Source organism: Sphingosinicella ginsenosidimutans (genome assembly GCF_007995055.1).
In the GTDB taxonomy this organism is placed as follows: Bacteria; Pseudomonadota; Alphaproteobacteria; order Sphingomonadales; family Sphingomonadaceae; genus Allosphingosinicella; species Allosphingosinicella ginsenosidimutans.
Genome location: NZ_VOQQ01000001.1, coordinates 2,493,695 through 2,516,854, shown reverse-complemented (window position 1 = coordinate 2,516,854; position 23,160 = coordinate 2,493,695). Strand labels below are relative to the sequence as shown.

Sequence of the window (23,160 nt, the reverse complement as noted above, 5' to 3'; positions counted from 1 at the left end):
GCCGGCCTACCGCGATATCCTGAGGGTCGAGCCAGACCCGGAAACCCGCCAGCCCTGAGCGGACAAGGCGGCTTGGAAGGCGGCCGAATCGCCGGCGAAGGTCACCCGCATCACAGACGTGCCGCCGAGCGCGAGGCTGGTGGTGAGCGCCGAGGTGACGCCGGGGACATGGGAAACGCCGATCTCCGCCCGCTGGACCGCCGCCGCGTCGGGCGTGTCCACCTGGACGTTATAGGTGGTCACGGGACCGACCGGGATCGGCGCAGGGGTCACCTCGACATTGGTGTCCTCGACGGCAAGCGTGTTGTCGATGGCGACGGGCGGCGGTGCGGGCTGGACGATGACGAGGCTCGGATCAGGATGAAGCAGCCCGGCGTCGAGCGCGCGCGCGTAGATGGCGTCCATGCGCCTTACGCCTTCGTCCATCATCGCCGGAATCTGGCTCGAATCGGCGGCGCGCAGCTGGAATCGGCCAAGCAGCGCGGCATCGGGCCCGAAGCGCGCGGTGAAGGTGCCAACCGCGGGGCCGCCCGGGTAAAGGCGCTGCAGCGACACCTCGGCGATGACGACATCGGCCGCGCCATATTGATCGAGGATCATGCGCCACCAGCCGCGCCCGCGACGGCCCGCCTGATCGAGGTTGAGCAGCAGCGGATCGATGCCGAGACCGGAGGTGCGGACATAATCGATCGGACTCGACGCGGTGCGGAACTGCGCCCAGGCGCGCTGCCATTCGTTGCGGAACTCGAAGCTGTAGGCGGTCGATCCGGTCGTCATCACCGGAAGCACCAGCACCGGCGCCGAGCGGCGCACCAACCCCGGGACGCCGAGCATCTGGCCGGTGCGGGCGCGATCGAAGAGCACGCCGAGCCGGGCGATGTAGCGATGCGGCCCGATCTGTTCCTGCTGGATCACGATGCCGGCGACGATTCCGTTGAGCACCGAATCGGACAGATTCGGCGCCTGCGCGATCGGATGGCCCGTGGTGCGTGCCCACAGCATCTTCCATCCCTGAAGCTGGGCGCGCCGCCAGCCTTCGTAGCGGGCTTGTTCGCCCGAGGGCGCGGAGACGTCCACGTCGATCCCGTCCACCTCGAAGTTCGAGGTGGAATCGATCGGCGCGATGCCGCGGTCCGCGCCGTCGAGCTGCGCATAGACGAGCGCGCCCACACCGCCGAGCGCGGCGAGGAGCGGAATCGCGAGCAGGGAAAGTCGGCGGGAACGCGTCACGGCTCGCCTTTTGGCGAGTCGGGCGTGGAAATCCAAGCGGGTTGTGGCTAGGCGTCCCTGGATACGCCGGTTCGACAGGCTCGCCGGCTATCCGGGATGAGCGGCTTTCTCGCATTTGCCGCTCACGCCGGGTAGGCGTCGAACGAAGTCGAAAGGCCGTATCGAGGCACCCGGATCGGAGAGGCGCGTTCCCTTGAGCGAGGATAAATCCTACACTTATGCCGAAGCCGGCGTGGATATCGCGGCCGGCAATGCGCTGGTGAAGGCGATCGCGCCGCTCGCAAAAGCGACGGCCCGGCCCGGCGCGGATGCCTCGCTTGGGGGATTCGGCGGATTCTTCGATCTCAAGGCGGCCGGCTATTCCGATCCGCTGCTCGTCGCCGCGAATGACGGGGTCGGGACCAAGCTGAAGCTCGCCATCGACAGCGGACGGCATGACGGCGTCGGCGTCGATCTCGTCGCGATGTGCGCCAACGACCTCATCGTGCAGGGCGCCGAGCCGCTTTTCTTCCTCGATTATTTCGCGACCGGGAAGCTGGAGCCCGGCGTCGCGGAGGCGGTGATCGCTGGCATCGCCGATGGATGCAGGCAGGCCGGCTGCGCGCTGATCGGCGGCGAGACGGCCGAGATGCCGGGCATGTATGCGCCCGGCGACTATGATCTCGCCGGCTTCTGCGTCGGCGCGGTGGAGCGCGGCGAGGCGCTGACCGGCGACAAGGTGAAGGCCGGCGACCTCATTTTCGGTCTCGCCGCCTCTGGGGTCCATTCGAACGGCTTCTCGCTGGTGCGGCGGCTTGCGGCCGATCGCGGCTGGAAGCTCGATCGCCCGGCCCTGTTCGACCAGGACGTGTTGCTGATCGACGCGCTGCTCGCGCCGACCCGAATCTATGTGAAATCGCTGCTGCCGGTGATCCGCGCCGGCAAGATCGCGGCGCTGGCGCATATCACCGGCGGCGGTTTGCTGGAGAATGTCCCGCGCGTTCTGCCCGACGGGCTCCACGCCTGGATCGATGCCGGCAGCTGGCCTCAGCCGCGACTGATGGCCTTCCTCCAGGCGCAGGGGAATATCGAGCCTGGCGAGATGGCCCGGACCTTCAACTGCGGAATCGGGATGGTGCTGATCGTCGATCCGACGAACGCGGACGCCGTGCGCGCCGCGCTCGAGGCGCAGGGCGAGACCTTGTTCGAAATCGGCCGTGTCTCCGCCGGCCCGCGCGGCTGCACCGTGGCGGGTGGGCCGGGACACTGGAGCGGGCGGGCGGCGTGGGGCGCCACCTTCAATGCCTGAAAAGATGCGCGTCGGCATCCTGATTTCGGGGCGCGGCTCCAACATGGTCGCGATTTCCGAATATAAGCGGCGCGATCCGACGCGGCCCTATGAAATCGCGCTGGTCGCCTCGAACGTGCCGGAGGCGCGCGGGCTGGTGGCGGCGCGCCGGCTCGGTCTCAAGACCTGGGCGATGAGCCATCGCGGCATGGAGCGCAGCGACTTCGACAGACATCTCGACGCGGCGCTTCGCGAGGCCGGCGTCGAGCTGATCGCGCTCGCCGGATATATGCGCCTGCTCTCGGATGAGTTCGTCGATTCCTGGGAGGCGCGAATTCTCAATATCCATCCTTCGCTGCTGCCCCTCTACAAGGGCCTGGACACGCACCGCCGCGCGCTGATCGCCGGCGACGAATATGGCGGCTGCTCGGTCCATGTCGTGACGCGCGACCTCGACGCCGGGCCGGTGATCGCCCAGGCGAGGGTCCGCATCCAGGCGCGCGACGATCCCGACAGCCTCGCCGCGCGCGTGCTGGAGGAAGAGCACAAGCTCTATCCGATCGCACTGGAGCAATATGTGATCGCGTTGCGGGGGGAGACCGCGAATGGATGAGGCCGATCCGGCGGACAAGGCGACGGCGAAGCGCCGGTGGCGCTGGCTCACGCTCGCCGAGGTCGTCGGCGTCGCCGCGCTGATCGTATCGATCCTCACCTTCTGGAACAATTACAAGACGCGGACCGGCGCGGAAGCGGACAAGGCCGCCGAGCGCGCGCGGGCATCAAGCGCCGCGCAAAGCCTGCTCCTTCGGGGGCAGACCGATCGCGAGGGCCGCGTGCTGACCCTCTCGCCCGCCGATTCCGGCCAGGCGATCCAGAGCCAGACCATGTCCCTCCCCGCCGCGCTCGGCGTGCCGGCGGTGGAGACGCTGAGCGAGCCCCGGATCGACGCGGGCTGGTTCGAACGGCCGTTGCTGCGCGCACGTGGGGACGGCGACGAGACGCTTGGCGACGCGCGCCTGCCCGTGCTGCTCACGACGCGCTTCTATGCCGCCGGCGCGATGCACCGCGACACGGCGATCTACGATCTCGGCTACCGGATCGAGGGCGGCGGCCTGCTCGGCGGCCACCGGATCCGGCTGCGCGGCCTTTCGCGCGTGGAGACGATCGCGCCCGGGCGCGGACAGGCCCGGCTCGACGCGATCTGGCGCGAACGCCAGGGCCGTTGAATCCTCCCCGCCGCCGCGGAGCGATGGGGAGGAATTCAGATCAGCCGACGATTTCTTCGGGCTTGAAGAAGAAGTCGATCTCGATCTTCGCATTCTCGTCGCTGTCGGAGCCGTGGACCGAATTGGCCTCGATCGATTCCGCATAGGTCTTGCGGATCGTGCCCTCGTCGGCGGCGTCCGGATTGGTCGCGCCCATCACCTCGCGGTTGCGCGCGACCGCATTCTCGCCTTCGAGGACCTGGACCACCACCGGGCCCGACGTCATGAAGGCGACGAGATCGTTGAAGAAGGGCCGCTCCTTGTGGACGGCGTAGAAGCCCTCCGCCTGCTCCCTCGTCATGCGGATGCGCTTGGAGGCGACGACGCGAAGGCCGGCTTCCTCGAGCATCGCGGTCACCGCGCCGGTGAGGTTGCGTCGCGTCGCGTCGGGCTTGATGATCGAAAAGGTGCGTGTCGTGGCCATGACGGCTCTCTAGCTCCGTGAATGATGTGGGAAGAATCGCGCGCTCTCTAGTGAGCGCGCGCCAGAAGGGCAAGCGGGCCTGGTGCCCCTCCCCCGCTCAGCGGCGAGAGAGACCCTAAATCTCGTGATTGTCGGCGATGAACCGGTTCAGCAGCGCGACGCCATAGCCGGTCGCGCCCTTGTCGTAGAGCGTGCCGGGCTTGTCCGCCCAGACCATGCCGGCAATGTCGAGATGGGCCCATTTCACTCCCTCGTCGACGAAACGGCCGAGGAAGCAGGCGGCGGTGATCGATCCGGCATCGCGCGAGCCGGCATTACGCATGTCGGCGATCTGCGAATCCATGATCTTGTTATAGGCGTCGCCCATCGGCAGCCGCCACAATTTGTCGCCGCTCGCCCGGCCCGCGTCGGCGAGCTTGGCGGCGAGATCGTCGTCATTGGCGAAAAGGCCGCCATATTCGTGGCCGAGGCTGATGATCATCGCGCCGGTCAGCGTCGCGAGGTCGATCATCACCTTGGGCTGATATTGGCGCTGCGCCCAGGTCATCGCGTCGGCAAGGACGAGCCGCCCTTCGGCGTCGGTGTTGATGACCTCGATCGTCTGGCCCGACATCGAGGTGACGATGTCGCCGGGGCGCTGGGCATTGCCGTCCGGCATGTTCTCGGCGAGCGCGCAGACGCCGACGACATTCGCCTTCGCCTTGCGGCTGGCGAGGGCCATCATCGCGCCGGTGACCGCGCCGGCGCCGCCCATGTCCCACTTCATCGCCTCCATGCCGGCAGCGGGCTTGATCGAGATGCCTCCGGTGTCGAAGGTGATGCCCTTGCCAACGAACACGACCGGCGCCTCATCGCCGCCGCCGTTCCAGCGCATCGCGAGCAGCCGCGGTGGCCGCACCGATCCCTGGGCGACGCCGAGCAGCGCGCCCATGCCGAGTTCCCTCATCGCGGCCTCGTCGAGCACTTCGAAGGCGACGCCGAGCGGCTCCAATGCGGCGCGGGCGCGCTCGACGAAGCTTTCCGGGTAGACGATGTTCGCCGGCTCGCTGACCAGCGCGCGGGTGAGATCGAGCCCGGCCAGCAGCGCCGCTTCGCTCGCGAAGGCGTCTTCGGCCCCCGCGCCGGCGCCGACGACGACGATCTCCTCCAGCGTCGGCTTCTGCTTGCGCGGCAGCTTGGTGCGATAATGATCGTAGCGCCAGGAACGCGCCGAGGCGCCGAAGGCGAGCTTGGCGCCGGTCGCAGCGTCGAGCCCCTGGGCATCGACCACGAGCGTCGCCTCGCCCGACAGGAGCAGCCGCGCGGCGAGCGCGGAGCCGGCCCGTTCCCCGGCCGCATCATCGCCGGCGCCGCCGATTCCGACCAGCAGCACCCGGCGCGCCACGCCGTCGTCATCGATGAAGGTTTCCGCGACCGTCCCGGGATCGCGTTCGAACCTTTGCGCCTCCGCCGCGCGCACGACGAGCGATCGCGGCGCTTCGGGAAGGAAGGCCAGCCGGTCGTGCAGCATGTCGTCGCGGCCCACCGTCACGGCGAGCGCATAGGCGCCTTCCGGGCGCGTGGCGGCGAAACTTGCTTTTATCACGACAGTCTCCTTATGGGCGCTGACCCGCGCCGGACTGCACGCCATTGCAGGGCGCGGCGTCCGGTGCAATAGGCTGGTCGCTGCCACGGCCAGAGCGGCAGGATTTGTGACGACGCTTCGAACGATCTGCCGGACCGCCTTGCCACTGATGCTGAGCCTGCCCTGCATTGCCCACGCGCAGGCGGCTCCGCCAGTGCTCGCGCCCCCGTCTCCGGCCGGGACCGAGCCGGGCCAGAACGGCGGGCCGGTCGATTTCAGCGCCGACCAGCTCACCTACGATCAGGACGCCGATACCGTCACCGTCAGCGGCGCCGTCCGGATGACGCGCGACGGCTATCATCTCGCTGCCGACAGCGTCGTCTGGAATCGCGGGAGCGGCGCGATGACCGCGCACGGCAATGTCCGCATCGACAGCCCGCGCGGCGACACGGCCTATGGCGATTCCGTCGCGCTTGAGGGCAATCTGCGGGACGGCGTCGCGGAGAATATCCTGCTCGTGCTCGCGGAGGGGGGACGTCTTGCGGCGGTCCATGCCGAACGCCGTGACGGCTATACGACGCTGACCCGCGCCGCCTATACGCCCTGCTCGGTGCTCGACCGCAACGGCTGCCCCAAGGATCCGACCTGGTCGATCACCGCCGTCCGGGTCTTTCACGATCCGATCCGGCACCGCATCAGCTATCGCGGCGCGACGCTCAACCTGCTCGGCCACCCGATCCTCGGCCTGCCGGGACTCTCCCATCCGGACGGAAGCTCCGACGAGGGATCGACGGGCCTGCTCGTCCCCGATTTCAGCTTCAACCGGCGCAACGGGGTCGAGCTCAGCGCGCCTTATTATTTCCGGATCGCGCCGAATATCGACGCCACGATCACGCCGCACATCTTCACCGAAGTGCTGCCCATGGCGGAAGCGCAATATCGGCAGCTGACCGGGCTCGGCGCCTTCCAGCTGCACGGCTACCTGACCTACGGCTCGCGCCTGCCGATCGATCCGGACCAGCCGCAGCCGGAGACCGATCGCGGCATCCGCGGCTATATCGAGGGCAATGGCCGCTTCCAGCTGTCGCCGGACTGGAGCGTGACCTTCTCCGGCCGCTATGCCACCGACCGCACCTTCCTCAGGCGCTACGACATTTCACGCGACGACCGGCTGCGCTCGACGATCAACGTCGAGAGGATCACCGACAACAGCTACATCTCGATCGCCGGATGGGCGTTCGAGGGGCTGAGGCTGACCGACGACAATGGCCAGCAGCCGATCGCGCTGCCGGCCATCGACGCGCGCTGGCGGATCGCCGATCCGTGGCTCGGCGGCATGGTCCAGCTCCAGGCGAACAGCCTTGCGATCCTGAGGACCGAGGGGCAGGACACGCAGCGCGCCTTCGCCAGCGCCGAATGGGACAAGAGGCTGATCACCCCGCTTGGCCAGCTGGTGACGCTGACCGCCTATGGGCGCGGCGACCTTTATCATACCAGCGACACGCTGCTGACCCAGACCGCCTCCTATCGCGGACTGGAGGGCTGGCAGACCAGGGTGATCGCCGCAGCGGCCGCGGATGTGCAATGGCCGTTCGTCGGCCGGTTCCTGAACGGCACCCAGCGCTTCACGCCGCGTGTCCAGCTCGTCGCCTCGCCGCCGACCGAGAATCTCGACATTCCGAACGAGGATGCGCGCGCGGTCGACCTTGAGGATTCGAACCTGTTCGCGCTGAATCGTTTCCCCGGCTACGATCGCTGGGAGGATGGCGTGCGCGTCACCTATGGGGCCGACTGGGCGTTCGACCTGCCGGGCGTGTCGGTGCGGACCAATATCGGCCAGAGCTACCGGCTCAACAACCGCGCGACGATCCTGCCGCCGGGCACGGGCCTGTCCGGGCGCTTCTCGGACTTCGTTGGGCGCACCACGGTCCAGGTCGGCCGGTTCGTCAATTTCACCCACCGCTTCCGGCTCGACAAGGACAGCTTCGCCGTCCGCCGCAACGAGATCGACGCGACCGTCGGCAGCCGGCAGACCTATGCGACGATCGGTTATCTAAGGCTGGACCGAAACATCGATCCGTCGATCGAGGACCTGCGCGATCGCGAGGAGGTCCGCTTCGGCGGCCGGGTCCACTTCGCGCGCTACTGGTCGATCTTCGGCTCGACCGTGGTCGATCTCACGAGCCGCCAGGAAGATCCTCTGTCATCGTCCGACGGGTTCGATCCGATCCGCCATCGCGTCGGCATCCAGTATGACGACGATTGCATCGAGCTTGGCGTGACGTGGCGGCGCGACTATGAGACGACCGGGGACGCGGTGCGGGGAAACACCTTCCTCATCCGGGTGGCGTTGAAGTCTCTCGGCCGCTAAGCTCGCGTTCAGCATGTCGGGCGCACGTTATTTGCCTGCTTTTACTGGAGGAATGATGAAGCTCGGTTGGTTACCAGGGGCGACGGCCCTGATCGCCGCGTCCTTGATGTCGGCGGGAGTCGCCGCCCAGAGCGGTGAATCCGCGGCTGCCAGCGCTCCCCAGGCCGCGACGCCCGCGCCAACGCCGCCTCCCGCAGCCGCTGCCCAGCCGGCCGAAGCGGCGACGACCGAGGATACGAGCGGCCTCAACATTCCGGCCGACGTCACCTTCATCGGCAACCGCGAGCCCGACGTCCGCAAGGCCACGGCGATCGTCAACGGCCAGGTGATCACCGAGACGGACATCAACCAGCGGCTCGCGCTGTTCCTCGCGTCCAACCGGATCCAGCTGCCGCCCGACCAGGTCCAGGCGGCGCGCGCGCAGGTGCTTCGCAACCTCATCGACGAAACCATCGAGATCCAGGCCGCGGCTCAGGACGAGATCACCATCCAGCAGAGCGAGCTAGACCAATATTACGAGCGGTTTGCGCAGAGCTTCAACAAGACCCCCGCGGAGATGTCGGAATATCTCCGTTCGATCAATTCATCCGAACGATCGATGAAGCGGCAGATCCTTGGCGAGCTCGCCTGGCAGCGGCTGCAGCAGCGGCGGATCAACCCGTTCGTCGACGTCGGCGACGATGAGGTCCAGGCCGTTCTCGCGAGGCTCCAGGCCTCCCGCGGGACCACCGAATATCATGTGGCGGAAATCTTCCTGACCGCGACGCCGGAGACCTCGAACGAGGTCGAGGCGAATGCCAACCGCATCATCCAGCAGTTGCGCGCCGGCGCCAGCTTCCAGGCCTATGCGCGGCAATTCTCCGAGGCCTCGACCGCCGCGGTCGGCGGCGATCTCGGCTGGGTCCGCGCGGAGCAGCTGCCGTCGGAAATCTCCTCGATCCTGCCGCAGATGCCACTTGGCGCGGTGACCAATCCGATTGCTGTTCCGGGCGGCTATTCGATCATCGCGCTGGTCGACAAGCGCCAGATCGGCGTCGCCGACCCGCGCGACGCCCTCTTGAGCCTGATCCAGCTTTCGATCACGCTCCCGGCCGGAACCTCCGACGCGCAGACCCGTGAGCGTGCTCAGGCGCTTGCCCAGGCGACGCAGTCGATGGGCGGTTGCGGCCATGCCCAGGCGACGGCCCAGGCGCTCGGCGCTGAACTTGTCTCGAACGATCAGGTGCAAGCGCGGCAGCTTCCGCCGGCGCTGCAGGATATGCTGCTCAACCTCAGCATAGGCCAGGCGACCCAGCCGTTCGGCGGAGCGGAGCGGATCAGCGTTCTCGTCCTGTGCGGTCGCGACGATCCGCCGCAGTCGAGCGGGCCGAGTTTCGACCAGATCTATCAGCAGCTCAACGAGCAGCGGATCAACAACCGCGCCCAGCGCTATCTTCGCGATCTTCGCCGCGATGCGGTGATCGACTATCGCTGAGATGCTCGACACGCCGCTCGCGGTTTCGCTCGGGGATCCGGCCGGCATCGGTCCGGAGGTGGTCGCCAAAAGCTGGGAGCGGCGCCACGCCGAACGACTCCCGCCCTTCTTCGCGGTCGGCAATCTCGCCGCGGTGGAGGCGGTGTGGGACGGGCCGGTCGAGACGATCGGCGCGCCCGACGAGGCGGCTGCGATCTGGGACGAGGCCCTGCCTGTTCTCCAGATCGCCGATTCGACCACGCCGCCGGGCGGGCACGAGCTGATCGGCGCGCGCAACGCGCTCGACGCGCTGGAGCTCGCGGTGGGACTGACCCGTTCCGGCGCGGCATCCGGACTGGTGACGGGGCCGGTGTCGAAGGTCCGGCTCTACGCGGTCGGGTTCAACCATCCGGGCCAGACCGAATTCGTCGCCGAGCGCTGCGGCGTTTCGCGCGAGCTGACCGCGATGATGCTCGCGGGACCCACCCTGCGCGTCGTGCCGGTGACGACGCATATCCCCTTTCGCGAGGTCATCGATGCGCTCAGCGTCGAGCGCATCGCCGCCAAGGGCCGTGCGGCGGCGCGCGGGCTCCAGCGGCAGTTCGGCATCGAGAATCCGCGCATCGCCGTCGCCGGGCTCAATCCCCACGCCGGGGAGCAGGGCGCGCTCGGCCGCGAGGAGATCGATATCATCACCCCCGCCATCGAACGGTTGCGCGAGGAGGGCTATGAGGTCACCGGCCCGCACCCGCCCGACGTCATGTTCAACGCCCATCGCCGCGCGACCTATGATCTTGCGCTGTGCATGTATCACGACCAGGGGCTGATCCCGCTCAAGACGCTGCACTTCGACGACGGGATCAACGTGACGCTGGGCCTGCCGATCGTTCGCACCTCTCCGGACCACGGCACGGCGTTCGACATTGCCGGCAAGAACATGGCCGATCCGGGCGCGATGATCGCTGCGATCCGCACCGCGGGAGAGTGCGCGGCGCGCCTCGCCGCGGCGTGAGCGCCCTCGATCGCCTGCCGCCGCTGCGCGAGGTGATCGCGCGGCACGGGCTGGCGGCATCGAAGGCGCTCGGCCAGAATTTCATCCTCGACGCGCAATTGCTCGATCGGATCGCGGCGATCCCCGGCCCGCTCGACGGCGCGCGTGTCTATGAGGTCGGCCCGGGTCCGGGCGGGCTCACCCGCGCGCTGCTGCGCGCCGGCGCGGAGGTGATCGCGGTGGAGCGGGACCGGCGCTGCCTGCCGGCGCTCGCCGAGCTCGCCGAGGCGGTGGGCGGGCGGCTTCGGATCATCGAGGGCGATGCGCTGGCGATCGATGAGCCAAAGGAGATCGGCCCGGCCCACGTCGTCGCCAACCTCCCCTACAATGTCGGCACGGCATTGCTGACCCGCTGGCTGGAGGCGGAGCGCTGGCCGCCCTGGTGGCGATCGCTGACACTCATGTTCCAGCGCGAGGTCGCCGAACGGATCGTCGCATCGCCGGGCGGCGCGGCCTATGGCCGGCTCGCCGTGCTCGCCCAGTGGCGGACGACCGCGAGGCTGGCGATGAAGGTGAACCGGGCGGCGTTCGTTCCACCGCCCAAAGTGATGTCCGCGGTGGTCCATATCGTGCCGGCCGAACAGCCGGAGGGGGTCGATCCGAACAGGCTGGCGCGGTTGACGGGCGCGGCCTTCGGTCAGCGCCGCAAGATGCTCCGCCGCTCGCTGTCGGCGGTGGACGGGGCGCTCGAGGCGCTCGATCGGCTCGGCATCGATCCCGAGCGGCGGGCGGAGACGCTCAGCGTCGGAGAATTCGTCGCCTTGGCCCGCGCGCTCTAGTTGCGGCGCGGGGCCGGCGTCTCGCTCGGCGGACCCTGGTCGGGGCGCTGGGCGGCAAGCACCTCGGCGGGCGGGCCGCGCTGGATCACCGCGGCGAGCTGATCGCCCTGCGGGCAGGTCTGGCGGCAGAGCGCGCGCACGCGGGTGAGGTTCGCCCGCGCCCGTTCGACCGCCCCGCGCTGCACGAACGCCTCGCCCTGGGCGGCGAGCGCGCTGATGTCGTTGGGCTCGAGCCGGAGCGCATCGGAATAATAGCGAAGCGCCTTGCCGGGCAGATGCTGCGCCTGCGCGACCCGGCCGAGCGCGATATAGGCCGCGCGGTTGCGCGGATCGACCGCGAGCGCGGATTCGAGCAGGTCGTTCGCCTGCTCATATTGGCCACTCGCCGTCGCGGCGCGAGCCTGCTCGACCAGCGCGGCCGATCGCGGATTGATCTGATCGTCGGCGCGCTGCCCGTAACCGGCGCTCGCCATAGTTGCGCCCGCTATGGCGAGGGTGAGGACGATCGGGGTGAGCCGCATCAAAGTCTCCATTCCGTTCCGTGGCGGGCCTAGCATGGCCGCTGCCAGCCCGCGACGAAAAAGCCGTCCGTTCCGTCATGGCCCGGCGTCAGCAGAACGCCGGAACCCGCCGCGCGTCCCGCCGAAATAGGCAGGTCCGCCTCAACGAGCGATGAACGGGCGGAGAAGGCGGCGGCCTGCGCCCGCCCCTCTTCGGCGAAGAGCGAACAGACCGCATAGACGAGGACGCCGCCCGGCGCGACGAGGACGGCCGCGATGTCGAGCAGGCGCGCCTGGAGCCCGGTGAGCCGGGCCAGCCGGTCCGGCGTGAGACGCCAGCGCGCCTCCGGGTTGCGACGCCAGGTGCCGCTCCCCGAACAGGGCGCATCGACAAGGACGATGTCGGCGGCCCCGGCAAGATCGGCGAGGGCCTCGGTCTCGCGACCCGGATCGAGGAGCCCGGGCTCGACGATCGTGACGCCCGCGCGTTCCAGCCTTGGAGTCATGCGGAAGAGGCGGGCCCGATCCGTGTCGGCGGCGACGATCCGCCCCGCGTTCCCCATCTCCGCCGCGAGCGCGAGCGTCTTGCCGCCAGCGCCGGCGCACAGATCGACGACGGTCATGCCCGGCCGGGCGGCGCAGGCCAAGGCGAGCAGCTGGCTGCCTTCGTCCTGCACCTCGACCAGGCCGGCCTTCCAGGCGTCCGTCTGCTCGACATTTTCGCCGCCCGGGAGGCGGAGACCGAGGGGCGAGAGCGGAGTCGGCGTCGATCCGGGGACGAGCGCCGGATCGCGCGCGGCCTTCAGGCGGTTCACCCGAAGGTCCAGCGGCGCGCGTTCCAGCAGGGCGGCCTGCTCGGCCCCGTCCACGAGGGGATCGAAACGCTCCGCCAGCCAGGCCGGGACCGTGCCATGCGCCGCCGCCGCCTCGCCCGGCGCGATCGGCGCCGGCCCGTGGGGCGATCCATCGAACAGGGCGGCAAGCGCCGCATCCTCGCCGGCAAGCCCGATCATCGCGGCCCGGCCGGAGGCGGGGCGCTCCCCTGCCCTTCGCACCGCGCGGAAAACGAGGTCGCGCACCGCGCGCCGATCCTTCGATCCGGCATAGCGCCGCGTCTTGAAATAGCGCGCGATGAGCGTGTCCGCCGCGGCGCCGCCTTCGCGTGCCGACGTCACGATCTCATCGAGCAGCTCGATCGCGGCCTGGACGCGCGCGGCGGGAGTCATCCGGCGATCCTCGCGATCCTATCGTGTCGGATAATTGGGCGCCTCGCGCGTGATGGTGACGTCGTGGACATGGCTCTCGCTGAGGCCCGCATTGGTGATGCGCACGAACCGGGCCTCGCGCAGCGCCTCGATCGTCGCCGCGCCGGTATAGCCCATCGCTGCCTTCACCCCGCCGACGAGCTGGTGGATGACGTCGCGGGCATGGCCCTTGTAGGCGACCTGGCCCTCGATCCCTTCCGGAACGAGCTTCAGCTGGTCCTTGATGTCCTGCTGGAAATAGCGGTCGGCCGATCCGCGCGCCATCGCGCCGAGCGAGCCCATGCCGCGATAGCTCTTGTAGGCGCGGCCCTGGTAGAGGAACGTCTCGCCCGGCGCCTCCTCGGTCCCGGCGAGGAGCGACCCGATCATCACCCCGGCCGCGCCGCCGGCAAGCGCCTTGGCGATGTCGCCCGAGGCACGGATGCCGCCATCGGCGATCACCGGCGCGCCGCTCTTCCGCGCCTCCTCGGCGCTCTGCATGATCGCGGTCAGCTGCGGCACGCCGACGCCCGCGACGACGCGCGTGGTGCAGATCGAGCCGGGGCCGATGCCGACCTTCACCGCATCCGCGCCGGCGTCGATCAGCGCCTTCGTCGCCTCGGCGGTCGCGACATTGCCGGCGACGACCTGGACCGCGTTGGAGCTGCGCTTGATCCGCTCGACCGCAGCGGCGACGTCCTGATTGTGGCCGTGGGCGGTGTCGATGACGATGAGGTCGCATTCGGCGTCGATCAGGGCCTCGCTGCGCTCGAACCCCTTGTCGCCAACCGTCGTCGCCGCCGCGACGCGCAGGCGGCCCGCGCCGTCCTTGGTCGCGTCGGGATAGGTGACCGCTTTCTCGATATCCTTGACGGTGATGAGCCCGATGCAGCGCCGGTCTTCGTCGACGACGATCAGCTTTTCGATCCGCCGCTGGTGCAGCAGGCGGCGCGCCTCCTCCTGGGTGACCCCCGGGCCGACCGTCGCGAGATTGTCGCGGGTCATCAGCTCCGACACCGGCTGGCGCGGATTTTCGGCGAAGCGGACGTCGCGATGGGTGAGGATGCCGACCAGCCGGCCGTCCCTCTCGGTGATCGGGATGCCGGAGATGCGATGCCGCGCCATCAGGTCGAGCGCGTCGGCGAGCGTCTGATCCGGCGTCATCGTGATCGGGTTCACCACCATGCCGCTTTCGAAGCGCTTCACGGCGCGGACGGCGGCGGCCTGCTCCTCCACATCCATGTTGCGGTGGAGCACGCCGATCCCGCCGAGCTGCGCCATCACGATCGCCATGTCGGCGCCGGTCACCGTGTCCATCGCCGAGGAGAGGATCGGGATGTTGAGCGTGATCTCGCGCGTGATGCGGGTCGACGTGTCGGCCTGGCTCGGCAGCACGGATGAGCGCGCCGGCACGAGCAGCACATCGTCGAAAGTGAGGCCGAGGGGGATGTCGGCTTCGGTCACTGGGCAGGTTCCTCGTTGTTTCTTGCGGGTCGTTGATAGGTGGCCGGATCGGCGAGCCGCCGGCCGATCGCGACCAGCAGGTTCGCATCCTCGGCGGCGCCGTCGAGCTCCAGGCTCGGGCCGACCTGATCGGCCGGCGAATGATAGACGTCGCGCAGGAAGGCGCCGAGCCTGGCCGGATCGCCGAGCCCGCCGCCGATCATCACGCTTGGCACGCCGGCGCGCGCGAGGGCCCAGCCGTCCTGCCGCTGCGCGAGGCTTTCGACATCGTCGTCGCCGTCGATGTTGCGCCCGGCGGCGACGATGGTCTGGCTGATGATCGAGTCAAGCGGCGGGAAGCCCCGGCCGATCTCCGCGACCGGCGCCCCCGCCGGCGCGATCGCGACCGTGTCCATGTTGATCGCCGCGACGATCGACCGGATCGGGACCACCGGGTGGGTCGCGAAATATTCGGCGCCGAGCAGCCCCTTTTCCTCGGAGGTCGTCGCAAGGAACAGAATGTCACGCGCCGGGCGCGGCTGCCCCGCGAGCCGTCCGGCGATCTCGATCATCATCGCGACGCCGCTCGCATTGTCGACCGCACCGTTGCAGATGCGGTGCGCCGCGCCCTCCGGCCGGCAGAGGCCGAGATGGTCCCAATGGGCGAGATAGAGCAGGCTCTCGCCATTGGCGCCGGCGCCGGTGCCGCGGATGCGCCCGACGACATTGTTCGTGGAATAGGCGTGGATTTGCGTGGTGACGTGGAGCGTCGCGCGCAGCGGCAGGGTAACGGCGTGGAAGGTCGTGCCCGGCTGATCGTTGAGGAGGCGATCGAGATGTCCGCCGGCCTGCCCGATCAGATGCTCGGCGGCCGCGAGCGGCATCGCGCCGATGATCGGCGGAACATCCTGCGTCGCGAGCTTCGTGGCGGGATAGTGATAGAAACGCTGGACATCGGCCCATGGCAGGTCGGGGCCGCCGAGCGCGATCACCGCCGCGGCACCGGCGTCGGCCATCGCCTTCACCCGGTCGCTCAGCGATGGAAAGCCGGGGACCTGCGGCGGATCGAGCAGGATGATGACGACCGCGCCGCGCACGTCGGTGCCGGCGATCTGGTCGATCCCGCGCTCCGGCACGCGGACGCCGTGGCCGGCGAAGATGACCGGCGCGTCGGCGATCCGTTCCTCCGCCTCGCGACCCTGGAGCGCGATATCGGCCTGGTCGAAATCGATCGAACGGCCGTTGGCGGTGAAGGCGACCTCGTGGGATTGCGTGGTCCGCTCGACGAGGGGGACCGCCTGGAACCAGCTGCCATTGTCGCCCGCCGGCTCCAGCCCGCGCTGGCGGAACTGGTCGACGATATAGGCGGTCGTCCGGGTCTCGCCGGGCGTGCCTGGCGCGCGGCCTTCGAAGGCGTCGCTGGCGAGGATCTCGATATGGCGACGCATGTCCGCCGGCGCGATCGGCGCGTCGTCCCGGGCCAGGGCCGGCGCGGCGAAACAGAGGACCAGCGGCAGGAGGATGCGGAGCGGTCGCGAAGACATGGGGCTGCTTAAGGATCGCCCCCCGCGCTGGCAAGCGATTCGCTGGGGCTAGCCCCCCGCTTTGGCGAGGAGGGCGCGGGCCTGGGCGACGTGCAGGTCCTCGATCATCCGTCCGTCGTGCCGTTCGGCGCCGCCGCCAGCGGCCTCGATCAGCCGCCGCGCCGCCTCCACCTCCTGCGGCGAGGGCGCGAAGATGCGGTTCACCGTGGCGATCTGGCTTGGGTGGATGACCGACTTGCCGTCGAAGCCATAAGCGCGCCCTTCGACGCATTCGGCGGCGAGGCCCTCGTCGGATTCGAGCCGGTTGTAGACCCCGTCGAACGCGGCGATGCCGGCGGCGCGCGCGGCGAGGACGATGCGCTGGAGCGCATAGGCAAGACCGCTCCGCCCCGCCCCGTCCGGGATGCCGAGCGATGCGGACAGATCGTTGGTGCCGGCGATGAAGGCGGCGGCATCGCGCGCGATCGCGACCGCATCGAGCACGCCGCGCGGCGTTTCGATCATCGCCATCACCGGCCGCTCCATCAGCGAGCGCGCGTCATGGATTTCCTTCGGCGTATCGACCTTGGCGAGAACGACATAGTCCGCCTTCGACTTGCGAACGCAGGCATAATCGGCGCCGAAATGGGGCGAGCCCTTGGAATTGACCCGGATCGCCACCGGCTTGCCGGCGAAGCCCTGCGCCGTCGCCTCGATCGCCGCCGCGCGGGCGGAATCCTTGTCCTCCTCGCGCACCGCATCCTCGAGATCGAGGATGACGAGGTCCGCATCGAGCGTTCGCGCCTTTTCGATCGCGCGTGGATTGGAGGCGGGCAGGAAGAGCAGCGAGCGGAACTGCCTGAGGCGCGAGTTGTCGAATGGGATCATCGGTCGATTCCGCTTGGAGGGGATGCGGTTTTGACGGCATGATAGCCAAGAGCGTGGAGGGAGCAAACCGGATGGGTATCGCAATCATCGCAATCATCGCACTTGGCGTCGCGGTGCTGCTGTGGCTGTTCAGCAGCATCAAGATGGTCCGCCAGGGCTATCAATATACGATCGAGCATTTCGGGCGGTTCACGACCGTCGCGCGGCCCGGCCTCGGCTTCTATCCGGCCTTCTTCTACCGCGTCGGCCGGCGCATCAACATGATGGAGCAGGTGCTCGACATTCCCGGCCAGGAGATCATCACCAAGGACAATGCGATGATCCAGACGGACGGCGTCGTCTTCTTCCAGGTGCTCGACGCCGCCAAGGCCGCCTATGAGGTGAGCGACCTCTATGTCGCGATCATGCAGCTTACGACGACGAACCTTCGCACCGTGATGGGTTCGATGGACCTCGACGAGACCTTGTCCAAGCGCGACGAGATCAACGCGCGCCTCCTTTCGGTCGTCGACCAGGCGACCGAGGCGTGGGGCGTCAAGATCACCCGCGTCGAGATCAAGGACATCCGCCCGCCCGCCGACATCGTCAACGCGATGGGCCGGCAGATGAAGGCCGAGCGCGAAAAGCGCGCCGTCATCCTGGAATCGGAGGGCAGCCGCGCCTCCGCGATCCTCCGCGCCGAGGGCGAGAAGCAGTCGCAGATCCTGGAGGCGGAGGGCCGGCGCGAGGCCGCCTTCCGCGACGCCGAGGCGCGCGAGCGCGCGGCCCAGGCCGAAGCAACCGCCACCAAGCTCGTCTCCGACGCGATCGAGAGCGGATCGGCGCAGGCGATCAACTATTTCATCGCGCAGAAATATGTCGAGGCGGTCGGCCAGTTCGCCAATTCGCCCAATGCGAAGACGATCCTCTTCCCGGTCGAGGCGACCCAGCTCATCGGCACGCTCGGCGGGATCGGCGAGCTTGCCAAGGAGGCGCTCGCCAAGGGCGGCGAGGCATCGCCGACGGTGCCGTCGACGCGCGGCGGTGGAGGCCGTTAAGTGGAGATTGGCGGCATCGGCGTGCACTGGCTGTGGCTGCTCGGCGCGTCGGTGCTCGCCATTCTCGAGCTCGTCGTGCCGGGCGTCTTCCTCATCTGGGTTGCGGCGGCGGCGGCGCTCACCGGCGTCGTTGCGGCGCTGCTCCCCCTTGGGCTCCCGTTCCAGTTCATCCTCTTCGCCCTGTTTGCGGTCGGCTCGGTCCTCGCCGGCCGCCACCAATATGAGCGCAACATCGTCCCGAGCACCGATCCGCTGCTCAACGACCGGATCGCGCGGCTGATCGGCCAGACGGTTGTCGTCGAGACGGCGATCGAGGGCGGATCGGGACGCGTCCGGGTCGGCGACGGGGTGTGGAATGCGCGCGGGCCGGATCTGCCCGCCGGGGCGCGCGTCCGGGTCACGGGCGGCCAGGGCACATGCCTGACGGTCGAACCGGTCGCGGCGGGGACACCACAGATCGAACGAAGCTGAACATCGGGAGGACGACTTGATCGATCGCCGCGAATTGCTGGCGGGCGCTGGCGCGCTCGCGCTCACCGCCGCCTTGCCGCGCGCCGCCTGGGCGAGCCCCGCCGAGGATGCGGCCGAGGCGGCGCTGGCGGAGGTCGGCGAGGCGCTGTTGTCCGATTATCCCGAAAATGCGACCACGCTCGGCCTCGACAGCGGTGCGCGGGCGGCGCTTCGTGCGCGGCTTTCCGATCGATCTATCGCGGGGCAGCAGGCGCTGGCGACCCGCGCCCGCGAACGGCTCGCCCGGCTGCGGGGGATCGATCCGGCGCCGCTCGGCGAGGCGGCGAAGATCGATCTCGATGTGGTTCGGACCGCCCATGAAACCGCGCTGGAAGGATTCGCCTTTCCATTCGGCGACGTCGCGGTGCTCAACCAGAACTGGTCCTATCGCAACGCGCCCTATGCGGTGTCGCAGAATACCGGCGCCTTCATCGAGATCCCGGACCTTCTGGACAGCAACCACAAGGTCGAGAACGCCGCCGACGCCGACGCCTATCTGACACGGCTGGAAGCCTATGCCGCGGTGCTGGACGGCGAGACCGAGCGGCTGCGCCACGATGCCGGCATCGGCGTGATCGCGCCCGATTTCATCCTCGACAAGACGCTTCACCAGCAACGGTCCGTGCGGGGCACGCCGATCGCGACCTGGGGCCTCGTCACCTCGCTCGCGCGCCGGACGTCGTCCATCGCCGGCGATCATGGCGCGCGCGCCGAGCGGCTGGTGACCGAGAAGGTCGCGCCCGCGATGGACCGGCAGATCGCCGAGCTCGAGCGCCAGCGCGCCCGGGCCACGAGCGATGCCGGCGTGTGGCGGCTGCCGCAGGGCGAGGCTTATTATGCCTGGGCGCTCAAGGCCGGGACGACGACGACCATGTCGCCGGACGAGGTCCACGCCATGGGACAGGCGCAGCTGCGCGAGCTCCAGTCGGAGATGGACACGATCCTGCGCGCGCAGGGCCTGACCCGGGGCACGGTCGGCGAGCGGATGACCGCGCTCAGCGCCCGGCCGGACCAGCTCTTCCCCAATACCGACGCCGGCCGCCAGCAGGTGCTCGATTACATGAACGGGCGGATCACGGAGATCCGCACCCGCCTGCCGCGCGCCTTCGCGACGCTTGTCCACGGCAATCTGGTCGTCAAGCGCGTGCCGCCGGAGATCGAGCTCGGCTCTCCCGGCGCCTATGCCGCCGCGGGCACGATCGACGGATCGGTGCCGGGCAATCTCTACGTCAACCTCCACGACACCGCGAACAACCCGCGCTTCGGCCTCCCCACGCTCGCCTATCACGAGGGCATACCGGGCCATGTGTGGCAGGGAGAATATACCTATCGGCTGCCGATGGTGCGCTCGCTGCTGGCGTTCAACGCCTATTCGGAAGGCTGGGCGCTCTATGCCGAGCAGCTGGGCGATGAGCTTGGCGTCTATGAGGGCGATCCGCTCGGACGCCTCGGCTATCTCCAGTCGATCGCCTTCAGGGCGTGCCGGCTGGTGGTCGACACCGGTCTCCACGCCAAGCGCTGGACCCGCGACCAGGCGATCGACTGGTTCGCCACCACCAACGGCTCGCCGCGCGGCGATGTCGAGGGCGAGGTCGATCGCTACTGCTCATGGCCGGGCCAGGCCTGCGGCTACAAGGTCGGCCATAGCGAGATCAACCGGCTGCGGAGCAGGGCACGGACCGCGCTCGGGGACCGGTTCGATTTCCGCCGGTTCAACGATGCGCTGGTGACTGGCGGGAACGTCCCGCTGGTGGTGCTCGGGCGGATCATCGACGCGCATATCGCCGAGCGGCGGGCTGGCTGAGTATCCAGGAGCGATAAGGAATCCGCTCGGGGCGACGCGAGTCCGGCTCGACTTATCGGTCCTTCGAGGTGACGTAGCCGATCCCGGCGCCGACGATCGCGCCGAAGATCGGGCCGACGAACGGCACCGGGATCGCGATCAGCGCGCCGATGCCGGCGGCGATCGCGGTGCGCTTCGCGACTGGATTCTCGAACATGGCTCCATCCTCTCTCGCATGATCCTCTCTCGCATGTGTATTACTCACATAGTACGGGTGGAGGCAGGTTCAAGAGGTCGGGATCGATCCAGCGGCGCCGCGCCTCGACGGAAAACAGCCGCTCGCGCGAATAGAAGCGAAGCGGCCAGTCGCGGCGGCCTTCGTCGGCCAGCAGCAGCGCGTTGACGCGTTCGGCGAGGTCCCTGCCCTCACTCCGGGCCAAAGCGGCGCGGACAGCGCGGATCATCACCTGGGTGATCGTTTCGTGATAGCCCGCCGTGTCGCTGTTCACCCCGCCGACGCTCTCGTTGTAGCGGCGGATGAGGCCCGGCAGGTCGCGCTCGGGCACGATGTCCGGGCGCTCGAGGATCAGCCAGGCGCAGGTCGACAGATGCGCCTCGTGGGTCCATCCGGCCTTCGGCAAGGTGCAGGCGAGCATGCGCTCGCCGATGTCGCGGATCGCGGCATCGTCGGCGAACAGGCGGGGTGCCCGGGGATCGGTCATGGCCGGCCTTTCCGGTCGAGGCGACCGGCCGGCCGGCGCGGATCGCTCCTAGCTGCGGTTGAAGAAGCCGCCGAGATCGTTGAGCGGGTTGCCGTCGCCGTCGCGGTCGAGCATCGCGGTGAGCCCGGACAGGGCGCCGCCTTGCGCGAAAATGCCTTGAAGGCTTTCCAGCGACAGGCCGTGATCGGCCGCCGCCTGCTGGAGCGCGTCGGCATGGCCGGCGCCGCCTTGAAGATGGCCCTGAAGCGAGGCCGTCACGCCGGCGAGCTGTTCCGGAGTGATGCCGGCGCGCGCGGCCAATTCCTCGAGATTGACCGCTCCCCCCAGGCTTCCCAGGAGTCCATCGAACATGCTCATACAGCCCTCCTTCCGAACGCGATGCCGGCGAGACTCGGCCGGCGGCCGGCCCATCTTATGGCCGGCCGCCGGATCCGGCAAATAAGGGTCGCGTTCAGGCGACCGTGAGCTGGGGCTCGGCCACCGGCGCGGCGTCGCGCACCGGCCCGGCGGCGAGGACGCCCGGATCGACATGCGTCTCGAAACGGGCGAAATTGTCGGTGAAGAGTTTCACCAGCTTCGCCGCCGTGGCGTCGTAATCCGCCTTGTCGGCCCAGGTCGCGCGCGGATCGAGGATCGCCGTGTCGACACCGGGAACGGCGACCGGCACCTCGAACCCGAAATTCGGATCGGTCCGGAATTCGACATGATTGAGGCTGCCATCGAGCGCGGCGTTGAGCAGCGCGCGGGTCGCCTTGATCGGCATCCGGCTGCCGACGCCATATTTGCCGCCGGTCCAGCCGGTGTTGACCAGCCAGCACTTGACCCCGCCCTTCGCGATCCGCTCCTTTAGCAGATTGCCGTAGACGCTCGGGTGGCGCGGCATGAAGGGCGCGCCGAAACAGGTGGAGAAGGTTGCCTCCGGCTCGGTGACGCCGATCTCGGTCCCGGCGACCTTTGCGGTGTAGCCGGAGAGGAAATGGTACATCGCCTGATCGGGCGTGAGGCGGGCGATCGGCGGCAGCACCCCGAAGGCATCGGCGGTGAGGAAGATCACGTTCTTCGGCACCGGGCCCATATTGTGGGCCGAGCAATTGGGGATGAAGTCGATCGGATAGGCGCCGCGCGTATTCTCCGCGAGGCGGCTGTCGTCCAGGTCGAGCTCGCGGGTGTCGGGATCGATCACGACATTTTCGAGCACGGTGCCGAACCGCTTCGTGGTCGCATAGATTTCCGGCTCCGCCTCGGGCGAGAGGCGGATCATCTTCGCGTAGCAGCCGCCTTCGAAATTGAAGACCGCCGTGTCCGACCAGCCATGTTCGTCATCGCCGATCAGCGTGCGGCTGGCATCGGCGCTGAGCGTCGTCTTGCCGGTGCCGCTGAGGCCGAAGAAGACCGCGGTGTCGCCATCGGGCCCGATATTGGCCGAACAGTGCATCGGCATGATGCCTTCGGCCGGAAGCTTGTAGTTGAGGATCCCGAACACCGACTTCTTCATCTCGCCCGCATAGCGGGTGCCGCCGATCAGGATCAGCTTCTCGCTGAGATTGACCGCGATCACGGTCTCGCCGCGGGTGCCGTGGCGGGCCGGATCGGCGCGGAAGCTCGGCAGGTCGATGATCGTGAATTCCGGCACGAAAGCCGGCAGATCGGCCGCGTCGGGCCGGACCAGGAGCGTGCGGATGAAGAGATTGTGCCAGGCGAGTTCGTTGATGACGCGCACGTTGACCCGGTGCTCGGGCTGCGAACCGCCGTAGAGATCCTGGACGTAGAGCGTCCCCTTCGCCGCCAGCGCGGCCATGAAATCGGCCTTGAGCGCCGCGAAATGATCGGGGCTCATCGACGCGTTGTTGTCCCACCAGATCGTGCTCTCGGTCTCGGCGTCGCGGACCATGAACTTGTCCTTGGCCGAACGGCCGGTGTGCTTGCCGGTCTCGACGACGAGCGGACCGTCCTTGGCGAGCATCCCCTCGCCATTGGCGAGCGCCTGCTCGACGAGCTGCGGCGTGCCGAGATTCCAGTGAACCCGGGCCGGCGTTGCGATGCCCTGGCGGCGAAGATCGTGTGCGGGAACCGTGCTGGTCAAAGCGACTCTCCGAAAGTTGGATG

At 68.8% G+C, this 23,160-nt stretch carries 22 protein-coding genes; 10 read left to right on the top strand and 12 right to left on the bottom strand.

Annotated features, from left to right (window positions below; translation table 11 throughout):
* Nucleotides 1-6 precede the first annotated feature (6 nt).
* A complete protein-coding gene (locus FRZ32_RS12515) occupies nt 7-1,230 on the bottom strand; it encodes a heavy-metal-associated domain-containing protein (RefSeq protein WP_147043825.1) in 1,224 nt (407 codons plus the stop codon).
* Nucleotides 1,231-1,423: 193 nt separating this feature from the next.
* On the opposite strand from FRZ32_RS12515, the gene purM reads away from it, so the two are divergent.
* From purM to FRZ32_RS12500, 3 genes are read left to right on the top strand one after another with little or no spacing between them, the layout of a single operon-like run.
* Nucleotides 1,424-2,518 carry a phosphoribosylformylglycinamidine cyclo-ligase gene (purM, locus tag FRZ32_RS12510; RefSeq protein WP_147043824.1) on the top strand — a complete coding sequence of 365 codons (1,095 nt, stop codon included), beginning with the start codon at nt 1,424-1,426 and terminating at the stop codon, nt 2,516-2,518.
* Nucleotides 2,511-3,110 (top strand): phosphoribosylglycinamide formyltransferase, encoded by a 600-nt coding sequence (gene purN / locus FRZ32_RS12505; protein ID WP_147043823.1) that lies wholly within the window; start codon nt 2,511-2,513, stop codon nt 3,108-3,110. Before purM ends, purN begins: the two co-directional genes overlap by 8 nt.
* A complete protein-coding gene (locus FRZ32_RS12500; RefSeq protein ID WP_147043822.1) occupies nt 3,103-3,723 on the top strand; it encodes a hypothetical protein in 621 nt (206 codons plus the stop codon). Before purN ends, FRZ32_RS12500 begins: the two co-directional genes overlap by 8 nt.
* A gap of 40 nt (nt 3,724-3,763) precedes the next feature.
* On the opposite strand, the gene ndk is transcribed toward FRZ32_RS12500, so the two are convergent.
* Nucleotides 3,764-4,186: a nucleoside-diphosphate kinase gene (gene ndk / locus FRZ32_RS12495; RefSeq protein ID WP_147043821.1), complete on the bottom strand. Its 423-nt coding sequence runs from the start codon at nt 4,184-4,186 to the stop codon at nt 3,764-3,766.
* Nucleotides 4,187-4,301: 115 nt separating this feature from the next.
* Entirely contained in the window at nt 4,302-5,768 is a 1,467-nt protein-coding gene (locus FRZ32_RS12490; protein ID WP_243445359.1) for a leucyl aminopeptidase, read from the bottom strand.
* Between the two features lie 151 nt (nt 5,769-5,919).
* Between FRZ32_RS12490 and FRZ32_RS12485 the strand changes: the two genes are divergently transcribed.
* From FRZ32_RS12485 to rsmA, 4 genes are read left to right on the top strand one after another with little or no spacing between them, the layout of a single operon-like run.
* Nucleotides 5,920-8,121, top strand: a complete 2,202-nt coding sequence (locus FRZ32_RS12485; RefSeq protein WP_147044471.1) for an LPS-assembly protein LptD — start codon at nt 5,920-5,922, stop codon at nt 8,119-8,121.
* A 55-nt stretch (nt 8,122-8,176) separates the two neighbouring features.
* Nucleotides 8,177-9,595 (top strand): peptidylprolyl isomerase, encoded by a 1,419-nt coding sequence (locus tag FRZ32_RS12480; protein WP_147043819.1) that lies wholly within the window; start codon nt 8,177-8,179, stop codon nt 9,593-9,595.
* A gap of 1 nt (nt 9,596) precedes the next feature.
* On the top strand, nt 9,597-10,586 hold the full coding sequence (gene pdxA / locus FRZ32_RS12475) for a 4-hydroxythreonine-4-phosphate dehydrogenase PdxA (RefSeq protein WP_147043818.1): 990 nt from the start codon (nt 9,597-9,599) through the stop codon (nt 10,584-10,586).
* Nucleotides 10,583-11,404, top strand: coding sequence for a 16S rRNA (adenine(1518)-N(6)/adenine(1519)-N(6))-dimethyltransferase RsmA (rsmA, locus tag FRZ32_RS12470; protein ID WP_243445289.1), 822 nt, complete (start codon nt 10,583-10,585; stop codon nt 11,402-11,404). The genes pdxA and rsmA overlap by 4 nt, the downstream gene beginning before the upstream one ends.
* Here the strand turns inward: rsmA and FRZ32_RS12465 are convergent.
* Genes FRZ32_RS12465 through FRZ32_RS12445 form a run of 5 tightly spaced genes read right to left on the bottom strand, consistent with a single transcriptional unit; the run spans nt 11,401 to nt 17,002 of the window.
* A complete protein-coding gene (locus tag FRZ32_RS12465) occupies nt 11,401-11,925 on the bottom strand; it encodes a tetratricopeptide repeat protein (RefSeq protein WP_147043817.1) in 525 nt (174 codons plus the stop codon). The two genes, rsmA and FRZ32_RS12465, sit on opposite strands and share 4 nt — an antisense overlap.
* Before the next feature lie 29 nt (nt 11,926-11,954).
* Nucleotides 11,955-13,130, bottom strand: coding sequence for an RsmB/NOP family class I SAM-dependent RNA methyltransferase (locus FRZ32_RS12460; protein ID WP_147043816.1), 1,176 nt, complete (start codon nt 13,128-13,130; stop codon nt 11,955-11,957).
* A gap of 18 nt (nt 13,131-13,148) precedes the next feature.
* Nucleotides 13,149-14,612, bottom strand: a complete 1,464-nt coding sequence (gene guaB / locus FRZ32_RS12455) for an IMP dehydrogenase (RefSeq protein ID WP_147043815.1) — start codon at nt 14,610-14,612, stop codon at nt 13,149-13,151.
* Complete coding sequence (locus tag FRZ32_RS12450; protein WP_147043814.1) at nt 14,609-16,135, bottom strand: M28 family peptidase; 1,527 nt, start codon at nt 16,133-16,135, stop codon at nt 14,609-14,611. Before FRZ32_RS12450 ends, guaB begins: the two co-directional genes overlap by 4 nt.
* Nucleotides 16,136-16,183: 48 nt before the next feature.
* The gene (locus tag FRZ32_RS12445; RefSeq protein ID WP_147043813.1) at nt 16,184-17,002 is read right to left on the bottom strand and encodes an HpcH/HpaI aldolase/citrate lyase family protein; all 819 of its coding nucleotides are present in this window, start codon (nt 17,000-17,002) and stop codon (nt 16,184-16,186) included.
* Between the two features lie 71 nt (nt 17,003-17,073).
* On the opposite strand from FRZ32_RS12445, the gene FRZ32_RS12440 reads away from it, so the two are divergent.
* The 3 genes from FRZ32_RS12440 to FRZ32_RS12430 are packed head-to-tail and all read left to right on the top strand — an operon-like array spanning nt 17,074 to nt 20,353.
* Nucleotides 17,074-18,039, top strand: coding sequence for an SPFH domain-containing protein (locus FRZ32_RS12440; RefSeq protein WP_147043812.1), 966 nt, complete (start codon nt 17,074-17,076; stop codon nt 18,037-18,039).
* Entirely contained in the window at nt 18,040-18,510 is a 471-nt protein-coding gene (locus FRZ32_RS12435) for an NfeD family protein (protein WP_147043811.1), read from the top strand.
* 16 nt (nt 18,511-18,526) lie between these two features.
* Nucleotides 18,527-20,353: a DUF885 domain-containing protein gene (locus tag FRZ32_RS12430; protein WP_243445288.1), complete on the top strand. Its 1,827-nt coding sequence runs from the start codon at nt 18,527-18,529 to the stop codon at nt 20,351-20,353.
* Nucleotides 20,354-20,405: 52 nt separating this feature from the next.
* Here FRZ32_RS12430 and FRZ32_RS15325 read toward each other — a convergent pair whose 3' ends face one another.
* The 4 genes from FRZ32_RS15325 to FRZ32_RS12415 form a co-directional block, all read right to left on the bottom strand.
* Nucleotides 20,406-20,549 carry a hypothetical protein gene (locus FRZ32_RS15325; RefSeq protein ID WP_158635915.1) on the bottom strand — a complete coding sequence of 48 codons (144 nt, stop codon included), beginning with the start codon at nt 20,547-20,549 and terminating at the stop codon, nt 20,406-20,408.
* Between the two features lie 40 nt (nt 20,550-20,589).
* Nucleotides 20,590-21,054, bottom strand: coding sequence for a hypothetical protein (locus FRZ32_RS12425; RefSeq protein WP_243445287.1), 465 nt, complete (start codon nt 21,052-21,054; stop codon nt 20,590-20,592).
* Nucleotides 21,055-21,102: 48 nt separating this feature from the next.
* On the bottom strand, nt 21,103-21,411 hold the full coding sequence (locus FRZ32_RS12420; protein ID WP_147043810.1) for a hypothetical protein: 309 nt from the start codon (nt 21,409-21,411) through the stop codon (nt 21,103-21,105).
* A 94-nt stretch (nt 21,412-21,505) separates the two neighbouring features.
* A complete protein-coding gene (locus tag FRZ32_RS12415) occupies nt 21,506-23,137 on the bottom strand; it encodes a phosphoenolpyruvate carboxykinase (protein ID WP_243445286.1) in 1,632 nt (543 codons plus the stop codon).
* Nucleotides 23,138-23,160 lie beyond the last annotated feature (23 nt).